Origin of the sequence: Lascolabacillus sp., from assembly GCF_028696275.1 — a bacterium.
In the GTDB taxonomy this organism is placed as follows: domain Bacteria; phylum Bacteroidota; class Bacteroidia; order Bacteroidales; family Dysgonomonadaceae; genus Proteiniphilum; species Proteiniphilum massiliensis.
Window position 1 is genome coordinate 20,958 of sequence record NZ_JAQVHI010000025.1, and the last position, 8,845, is coordinate 29,802.

General features: G+C 34.8%; 7 protein-coding genes and 1 rRNA gene. 5 read left to right on the top strand and 3 right to left on the bottom strand.

What is annotated here, in order from left to right; genetic code table 11:
* Window positions 1-19: 19 nt before the first annotated feature.
* From PHO43_RS07250 to PHO43_RS07260, 3 genes are read left to right on the top strand one after another with little or no spacing between them, the layout of a single operon-like run.
* The gene (locus tag PHO43_RS07250) at window positions 20-961 is read left to right on the top strand and encodes a phosphoribosylaminoimidazolesuccinocarboxamide synthase (RefSeq protein WP_288009533.1); all 942 of its coding nucleotides are present in this window, start codon (window positions 20-22) and stop codon (window positions 959-961) included.
* The gene (gene ubiE / locus PHO43_RS07255; RefSeq protein WP_045090318.1) at window positions 958-1,695 is read left to right on the top strand and encodes a bifunctional demethylmenaquinone methyltransferase/2-methoxy-6-polyprenyl-1,4-benzoquinol methylase UbiE; all 738 of its coding nucleotides are present in this window, start codon (window positions 958-960) and stop codon (window positions 1,693-1,695) included. Before PHO43_RS07250 ends, ubiE begins: the two co-directional genes overlap by 4 nt.
* A gap of 6 nt (window positions 1,696-1,701) precedes the next feature.
* Window positions 1,702-2,469, top strand: a complete 768-nt coding sequence (locus PHO43_RS07260) for a shikimate dehydrogenase family protein (RefSeq protein ID WP_288009537.1) — start codon at window positions 1,702-1,704, stop codon at window positions 2,467-2,469.
* A gap of 288 nt (window positions 2,470-2,757) precedes the next feature.
* On the opposite strand, the gene PHO43_RS07265 is transcribed toward PHO43_RS07260, so the two are convergent.
* Window positions 2,758-3,123, bottom strand: a complete 366-nt coding sequence (locus PHO43_RS07265; protein ID WP_053825870.1) for a hypothetical protein — start codon at window positions 3,121-3,123, stop codon at window positions 2,758-2,760.
* A gap of 318 nt (window positions 3,124-3,441) precedes the next feature.
* Here PHO43_RS07265 and PHO43_RS07270 point away from each other — a divergent pair, with 318 nt between their 5' ends.
* Window positions 3,442-5,928 (top strand): hybrid sensor histidine kinase/response regulator, encoded by a 2,487-nt coding sequence (locus PHO43_RS07270; RefSeq protein WP_288011760.1) that lies wholly within the window; start codon window positions 3,442-3,444, stop codon window positions 5,926-5,928.
* Here the strand turns inward: PHO43_RS07270 and PHO43_RS07275 are convergent.
* On the bottom strand, window positions 5,923-7,308 hold the full coding sequence (locus PHO43_RS07275) for a sigma-54-dependent transcriptional regulator (RefSeq protein WP_288009540.1): 1,386 nt from the start codon (window positions 7,306-7,308) through the stop codon (window positions 5,923-5,925). The two genes, PHO43_RS07270 and PHO43_RS07275, sit on opposite strands and share 6 nt — an antisense overlap.
* 177 nt (window positions 7,309-7,485) lie before the next feature.
* Here PHO43_RS07275 and PHO43_RS07280 point away from each other — a divergent pair, with 177 nt between their 5' ends.
* A complete protein-coding gene (locus PHO43_RS07280) occupies window positions 7,486-8,658 on the top strand; it encodes a M24 family metallopeptidase (RefSeq protein WP_045090322.1) in 1,173 nt (390 codons plus the stop codon).
* A 115-nt stretch (window positions 8,659-8,773) separates the two neighbouring features.
* Here the strand turns inward: PHO43_RS07280 and rrf are convergent.
* Window positions 8,774-8,845, bottom strand: a 5S ribosomal RNA gene (gene rrf, locus PHO43_RS09820); the annotation flags it as partial.

The window sequence follows — 8,845 nt, forward strand, 5'->3', positions numbered from 1 at the left end:
GATTAAAAAAAGAAATAATATGAACAGCCTTACAAATACAAATTATAATTTTCCTGGTCAAACTAACCTTTATCACGGAAAAGTACGCGATGTATATAGTATTGGAGATGATATCCTGGTAATGATTGCAACTGATCGTATCTCTGCCTTTGATGTTGTGTTACCTAAAGGAATCCCATATAAGGGGCAGGTTCTCAATCAAATTGCGTCAAAGTTTCTGGATGCCACTTCAGATATTGTACCGAACTGGAAAATTGCATCGCCAGATCCTATGGTAACTATTGGCACTCGTTGTGAGCCATTTAAGGTGGAGATGGTGATTCGTGGATATATCACCGGAAGTGCATGGCGTGATTATAAGAAAGGAGCTCGTTCAATTTGTGGCATACAGCTGCCTGAAGGTCTTCGTGAAAATCAGAGGTTCGAAACACCTATTATTACTCCTACAACAAAGGCTGATGAGGGACATGATGAAAATATCTCCAAAGAAGAAATAATTGCTCAGGGGTTGGTTAGTAAGGAAGATTATGAACAGCTCGAGAAATATACTTACGAACTGTTTAAACGTGGAACAGAGATGGCCAAAGAGAAAGGACTTATCCTGGTGGACACAAAATATGAATTCGGGAAAAAAGATGGTAAGATTTATCTGATTGATGAAATTCATACACCTGATTCATCTCGTTACTTTTACAGTGATGGTTATGAAGAAAGATTCCAGAAAGGTGAGGAGCAAAAACAGCTATCCAAGGAGTTTGTTCGCAAATGGCTAATGGAGAATGGATTTCAGGGTCAAGAGGGACAGAAGGTACCCGAGATGAGTGAAGAGTATTGCTTAAGTGTATCAGAGAGATATATTGAGTTATATGAAAAAATAGTTGGTGAGAAATTTATAAAAGCTGATACAAAAGATCTTGAAGCTCGTATTGAAAACAATGTAATCAAATTCTTGGAAAAATGAATTACAAAGTAGAATCAGTAACTCCATATGATTCTGATAAACCAAAAAAGGAGCAGGTGACTCAGATGTTTGATCTTGTGGCACCTAATTATGACAAACTAAACAGAATACTCTCATTAGGTATAGATGATTACTGGAGACGTGAAGCTCTGGGAGTATTAAAAAAATATCCTCACTCTCATATACTGGATATAGCCACCGGAACAGGAGATTTTGCCATTCTAGCAAATAAAATTCTTAAACCTGAAAAGATAACAGCTGTAGATATATCTGTTGGTATGATGGCTGTAGGTGTGGAAAAGGTTAAGGCTAAAGGGTATGAAAATGTAATCTCTTTTGAGAATCAGGATTGTGCAGAAATGACTTTTTCTGATAATACATTTGATGCTGCAATTGCAGCTTTTGGTGTTCGCAACTTTGAAGATATCGATAAAAGTTTCTCGGAGGTGTTGCGGGTATTAAAACCAGGAGGCGTTTTTGTTTTTATTGAACTTACAACACCTGAAAAATCGCCAATGAAGGATCTGCATAAATTTTATACAAACAATGTGGTGCCTCTGTTTTCGGGTCTGTTCACCACTGAGCAAAAGGCTTATGAGTATCTGCCGGCTTCTATAGGTGCTTTTCCTCAGGGCAGAAACATGATGCTTATTCTGAAAAAAAATGGTTTTACTAATATTCGTCTTAGAAGGTTAACATTGGGTATTACAACAATTTATATTGCAGAAAAGTAGGAGTAAATGGATACGTATGGACTGATTGGGTTTCCGCTGAAACACTCTTTTTCAGCAGGTTTTTTTACTGAAAAGTTCAGAAAAGAGAGTATTGAAGCGGAATATTTGAATTTTGAGATAGAGGATATTCTTGAAATACGTCGTGTAATTCTGTTTAATCAACATCTGAAGGGTTTGAATGTAACTATCCCTTATAAAGAGAAAGTTATACCATTTCTTAATAATATTTCAGATGAAGCAGAAAAGATTGGTGCTGTAAATGTGATTAAAGTGTTGCGTAAACCGGGAGATATGTATTTCTATGAACTCACTGGCTATAATACAGATTATATTGGCTTCAGAGATTCTCTACTGCCTTTATTAAAACCCGGCATTGATCATAAGGCTCTTATTCTTGGCACTGGTGGTGCATCTAAAGCTGTTTCGCAAGTTCTCACTGATATTGATATTGAATGGTCTTATGTGTCCCGTAGTAGTAAGAACAAAGCCATAAAAGGGAGAGTGATGAGCTATAACGATCTTTCGCAAGAAGTAATGAGTACATACAATATTATTGTTAACGCATCACCTGTTGGCACTTTTCCTGATATCAACTCATGCCCTGACATCCCTTATAAATATCTGACTCCGGGCCATATACTTTATGATCTTGTATATAATCCTGAGGAAACATTGTTCCTGAAGAAAGGAAAAGAGATTGGCGCCTCAATAAAGAATGGACAGGAGATGCTGGAGCTGCAAGCTCTGGCTGCCTGGGAAATTTGGAATTCCTAGAAATCTTATATTCTTTTTATACTCGGTATATATTATCCTTTTAGTTTTATACCTAAATAATAATCAGATTATATTCTGATGATATACAAATAAAAAGAGAAATAGCCCTCCTAAATATCTCATTTAAGAAGGCTATTGTTTATCCTTGGTCTTAAAAAGTAGAGTAAACAGACCAGGTAAAATAAAGAGGTGCGATAGTGTAGTTTGTTCCCTTAATTACCTTTTAGGTTGTGTGTGTATTTCAGCTTTTTAAAATAACAAAACTGTTATATATTTATTGTCTGTTATCTAAGCTGTTGGAAGTTCTTGTTCCATTCGTTCAAGCTGTTCAGTTTCTTTCTGTTCTTTTTCTTTCTTTTTTCCAGAATCATCAAAATATACAACTTTAGTTGTTTGGTCATCCTTCTTTACAAGTGATACCTTCGTAACTTTCTTTTCTGAATTATATTTCAATGCCTGAACATCATATTCCTCAAGCAATGCATTTATTGAAGCTTGAACCTGTTCATTTAAATCCTCTAATTTTACATCTACAAAACCATCATCTTCTAAAGAAATGGTAATGGCTGGTTTTTCTGTTGCATTTGCACTGTTTAAATTTGTCACTGTGAAAACAGCTGCGATTAATGCGAATAATAAAAATACCTTTTTCATAATAATAATACATTAATGAACACTAAATTATTTCTAAACTTATAGACGTCTCTTCGTCTGCTATATTATTATCAATTTTCGTACAAAAGTTTTAGTCGACATTGAAATCAATCGCTAATAAACTGTATAACTGATCATTAAACTTAATCTGCCTAATAAATGGATTAGTGGAAGAGTGTGGAATTTTTGTGGAATATGTGGAATTTGTCCACAATTGTTGTGTGTAAATACACACTTTATTGTTTTTCTTAGTTTCTGTCACTTTAAAATATATGATGTATATTTGAGAAATTATTAAGGCTTGAAATATTGTAGTCGATGAAATCAGAAAAGACTCCTGAACAACGGATTACATTTAAGATTGGACTGATTTTCCTTGTAGTACTCCTTTTTTTTAGTGGTTTATTTGTCTATTCAAGAATGCTAAAGAAGAATATCGATGCTCAAAAGGTGGAGATGGACAATTCTTACAGGATACTGCTTTATAGTAACCATTTAATTGTATCTATACAAAATGCACAAGATATTTTAAACAGGTATCTTGTTTCGCCGCGTAGGGTTTACCAGCAACAGTATGATTCAATTACTCAGGATATTACTGAACAAATTGAGATAATTAAAGGAATTTCTCCTGAGAGTGACCAAAGTGCTTTGCTTGAAGATATAGATTCGCTATTGAATGAGAAAAACTTAATTGTAAAAAGACTGATTGGACAATTCAGATCTCAGAGTCCGCTGATTGAACTTGACAGAAAAATAGAGACAATAGAGCCTGTAATAAAAGATACTGTTAATGTTACAACCAGTAGCGATACTACAATTGTACACCGTGAGCGGAGGGACTTCTGGAGTAGATTGTCTCATCTTTTTAATCCAAAATTCGAACCTGACACAACTATAAATATAACTCATACAGAAAAGGAAGCCAGAGCAGAAACAAGGGTTGATACTTTGATGTATGCCGATTTGAAAGGTATAACAGAGGAGGCTTCAAGAACATATTTGAATCAGATGGAGAGAATTGAAAGGCAGGTTCGTGAGCTGGTACTGGCTGAACAAAGTATTTCACTTAATATTTCTAAACTGATTACACAGTTCTATAATGAGGCTATACAAACGGCTCAGCGGGGAACTGACAGTAGTGAGATGCTGACTCAAAAGATATTCATGTTTGCTATTACGGTTGGGGCAATTTCTATCTTATTAATCCTGATTATTATATTCTTTATTACGGATGATTTAAGAAAAGGTAAGAGAGCGAGAATAGAACTTTCTAAAGAAAAGAAGCTTACTGAAGAGTTGATAGAGAGTCGTCACAAACTACTTTTATCAGTATCACATGATATTAAAACACCTTTAAGCTCTATCATGGGATACATGGAGATTTGGGACTCTGAGGAAAAACAGGAGGCAAGAAAAAGGCAATTAAAATCAGCACTGAATTCGGGTAGGCATATCTTAAGTATGCTTACAAATCTACTGGAGTTTTCTCGTCTTGAACAGAAAACTGCTTCTCTGCAAAAAAGTACTTTTAATTTAATCGAGCTTGTTCAGGATATTTTGAATATGTTTCGTCCACTTACTGATGACAAAAACATCCAGTTGAATTTTGACAACTGGTTAAATTCTCCATATTATGTTGAAACTGACTATACTATCCTGAAGCAGATTTTGACAAATGTTATCTCCAACGCTGTTAAATATACGTTGAAAGGACGTGTTGATATCGAACTCGTTCAAGAGAAAGAGGGTATGCTTGTCTTCACAATTTCTGATACTGGTGTAGGAATTGATAAAAATGATCTTCAGAAGATCTTCAAACCTTTCTCCAGAACAAATAATCCCTTAAAAGCAGAAGGAAGTGGCTTTGGTTTGTATGTTACCAAGGGATTGACAAATTCATTGAACGGGGATGTAAATATTTCTTCAGAAAAAGGTAAGGGAACTGTTGTATCAATTAAATTGCCATTAAAACATATAACTGATTTTATACCAGAAGATTCCAACAGTGAAATCAACACTTATGTAAATAACAATATTTACAGCAAAATTTTAATTTTCGAGGATGATATATCATTGGGAAATATGATTCGAGAATTTCTTACACAGAAGGGATTTAAGGTAAAACTTTGCAGTAATACTCGTGATATAAAAGGTTTTATTCGATTAGTTTCTTCATTTGATATTGTATTTACTGATATGCAGATGGTAAATGTTACTGGTTCAGAGATACTGAAAGAGATTAGGGAAAGGGATGAAAAAATACCTGTTTGGCTGATGACTGCGAATGATGAATATTCTAAACAGAAGGCAAAAGATGAAGGATTCACAGGTTTTGTTGGTAAACCTATTCAGATGAGCCGACTTCTTAAGGTTCTTTCCGGAGAACCTGGTAAAGAGGAGTCTATTGATAACATTAATGGTAAGGAGAAAATATTATCTGACAATAATTTTAACGGAGAGTCTATAGAAGAGCAGTTTCCGGGACTTGTATCAATGTTTGGCAATGATACTGAATATATTAAAAATGTGCTGTCTGTATTTGTGCAATCGTCATCAGCTGAGACCGAAAACCTTACTCAACTTATAGAGAAAGGTGATTTTAAGGAAGCTCAGAAGATTTGTCATAAAATACATCCTTTTCTGAGTCAGCTTGATGCTGAATATCTATGTACTAATCTCCGTAAAATGGATAAACTTAAAAATGGGGATGAGTCTGAATATCCGAATTGGAAAAAAGAATTGACAGAAACAGTAAAAATGATAGAAGATTTTACTGAAAATGTGAGAAAATACTATTTATAAGTCGATATTATAAAGGTGGATTTTATTATATAATGTTTTCCGGTCAATATTAAGCAATATTGCAGCTTTTGATTTATTCCCATTAGTCTTCTTAAGAGCGGTAATTATTTTTTCTTTTTCATTTTCCGGTTTGGGAAAAAGTGCGATATCGATGTTATTATCTATTTCTTGTACTGATTGTGTGAGAATGGGCAGGTTTTCTAATGTTATTTCATCATTTGAACTAAAAAGCACTGAGCGTCTGATTACATTACGAAGTTCTCTTAAATTGCCGGGCCAGTCATAACGCTCAAGCATTTCCATTGCATCATCAGAGATATACCTGACATTTTTATCAAGCTCTATATTTGCTTCTTCCCTGAAATGCTCGGCATAAAGCTTAATGTCTTCTACACATTCTCGAAGTGAAGGAACCCTAATCATGAATTCATTTAAACGATGATATAGATCTTCTCTGAACTTTCCTTCTGATATTGCTAACTCCAAATTCTCATTTGTAGCTGTTATTATTCTTACATCAACATCAATATCTAAAGAAGTTCCTATGGAACGAATCCTTTTCTCCTGAAGTGATCTTAACATCTGCATTTGTACTCCATATGGCAAATTGCCCACTTCATCCAAAAACAGAGTTCCGCCATTGGCATCTCGGAAAAAACCTGTTTTGTCCTCAATAGCAGAAGTAAATGATCCTTTCTTATGCCCAAATAATTCACTGGGTGCAAGTTCGGTTGACAGACTACCGCAATCAACAGCAACAAAAGGGGCATTTGCTCTTGTACTTCTTTCATGTATCATTCTGGCAACATGCTCTTTGCCTGTACCGCTTTCACCTACAATCATTACTGACATCTGAGTGGGAGCAACCAGATCAATATATGAGTACATCTGTTTTGATAAAGTACTTCTCCCAACTACAATTTTTACTCCAGTTTCGCTAAACCTCTTTCTGGCTTGTGTATCTGTCGACTTTGTATCGGCTGTACTTTTTGTAGCTGTATTCTTGCTATCTCTTACTGATTCAAATGCAGATTTAATTTTTTGTGTTAATAGAGAGGGATTAATAGGTTTTTCTAAAAAATCAAATGCTCCTAGTTTTATTGCAGATACAGCTGTTTGAATTTCACCATATCCGGTCATTATTATAACAGGAATCGATATCTTTTCCTTTTTAAGCCACGACAACAACATAATCCCGTCACCATCAGGCAAACGAAGATCAGACAACACAATATCAAATGTTTCTGATTCTGACAGTTTTTCCTGTGCAGATAACATCCCATTACACAATGTTGCTGTAATACCATTTCTTTCGAACCATTTTAATAACATGGTCCCAAAGGAGCGATCATCTTCTACTATTAATATCTTTCCGTACACTTTGTTGTAAATCTACACCCCAATTATCTTTTCGTAAAGATATAGCAATTTATTTTGAATGGGAAACCTTGGTATATGTGATTAATATTTTTTAGATAAAAACGGAGGATGTAAAACTGTATTGATTGAGTTGTTATTGTTTTATGTTGTATATTTGAAATAAAAGTCAATAGATATATGAACAAACTCGCGAAAGAAGAGTCACAACTTAAGTTTGAGAAAATTCAAAACATATTAGGGAAAGAAAATGCAGATGCTGCCATCATTACATCTTCAGTTAATCAATATTGGTTATGTGGATTTATTTTTGACGGATATCTGTATATTACAAAAGAAAGAGAACCTATTCTCTTCGTTAGACGTCCTTCAGACCTAATTGATGATAGAATAATAACTATCCGTAAACCTGAGCAAATTCCTGACCTGCTGAAGGAAATAGGTTTACTATCTCCAAAAAGGGTTTTTATTGAAGCCGATCAGTTAACTTTTAATGCAGCTAACAGACTACAGGCAGCACTGGAAATGCCTGAACTACTTAATATATCAAATATTATCAGGAAAATCAGATCTATTAAAAGTGTATCAGAACTAAATCAAATGCGTGAATGTGCTGATATTCACAGTGAAGTTTATAAACTTATTCCATCTCTGTACCGCAAAGGGATGAGCGACTTGCAATTGCAAATTGAAATAGAAAGAGAAATGAGACTTCATGGGTCTATTGGAATATTCCGTTCATATGGTGAAAATATGGATATTTTTATGGGCAGTATGCTTGCCGGAAACAATGCACAGTCGGCTTCACCTTATGATTATGCATTAGGGGGGAAAGGTATCTCTCCTTTGCTTCCTTTAGGTGCAAATGGAACTATACTTAAACCTGGTACAACATTAATGGTAGACATGGCTGGTAATTATAAACCCTATATGGATGATATGAGTCGAACCTTTGTCATTGAACATGCTCCTGACATAGCATATAAAGCTCATTCGATTTCAATTGAAATTCATAATGAGGTCAAAAAACAAGCTAAAGCAGGATTACTTTGTTCGGATATCTACTCTATTGCAGAGGATATAGTCAATTCAAACGGTTTACAAAAATATTTTATGGGGACAGTTCAACAAGCTAAGTTTATTGGTCATGGTGTAGGTCTTGAAATAAATGAACCCCCTGTAATTACTCCTCGTTCAAATGAAACTCTCGAATCTGGAATGGCTTTTGCCCTGGAGCCTAAGTTCGTTCTTCCGAACATAGGTGCAGTTGGAATAGAAAACACCTATATTGTTCACCATGATGGTATTGAAAATATTACAAAGTTTGAAGAAGAATTAATAGTATTAAATTGATCCTAGATACTCTACTTTAAGCTTATTTGTAAATAGGTTGCTGTCTGGCAACCTTTTTTAGTATCTATACAAAAAAATCCCGATTGGAAATTCATCCAACCGGGACATTTATAAAGAACGGCGGCTACCTACTCTCCCACAAAATCTGCAGTACCATCGGCGCTATTGGGCTTAACTTCTCTGTTCG

What these genes read in the sequence shown, in the direction of transcription:
- PHO43_RS07250 (WP_288009533.1), top strand. Translation starts at nt 20, where the DNA reads ATGAACAGCCTTACAAATACAAATTATAATTTTCCTGGTCAAACTAAC.
- ubiE (WP_045090318.1), top strand. Translation starts at nt 958, where the DNA reads ATGAATTACAAAGTAGAATCAGTAACTCCATATGATTCTGATAAACCA.
- PHO43_RS07260 (WP_288009537.1), top strand. Translation starts at nt 1,702, where the DNA reads ATGGATACGTATGGACTGATTGGGTTTCCGCTGAAACACTCTTTTTCA.
- PHO43_RS07265 (WP_053825870.1), bottom strand. Translation starts at nt 3,123, where the DNA reads ATGAAAAAGGTATTTTTATTATTCGCATTAATCGCAGCTGTTTTCACA.
- PHO43_RS07270 (WP_288011760.1), top strand. Translation starts at nt 3,442, where the DNA reads ATGAAATCAGAAAAGACTCCTGAACAACGGATTACATTTAAGATTGGA.
- PHO43_RS07280 (WP_045090322.1), top strand. Translation starts at nt 7,486, where the DNA reads ATGAACAAACTCGCGAAAGAAGAGTCACAACTTAAGTTTGAGAAAATT.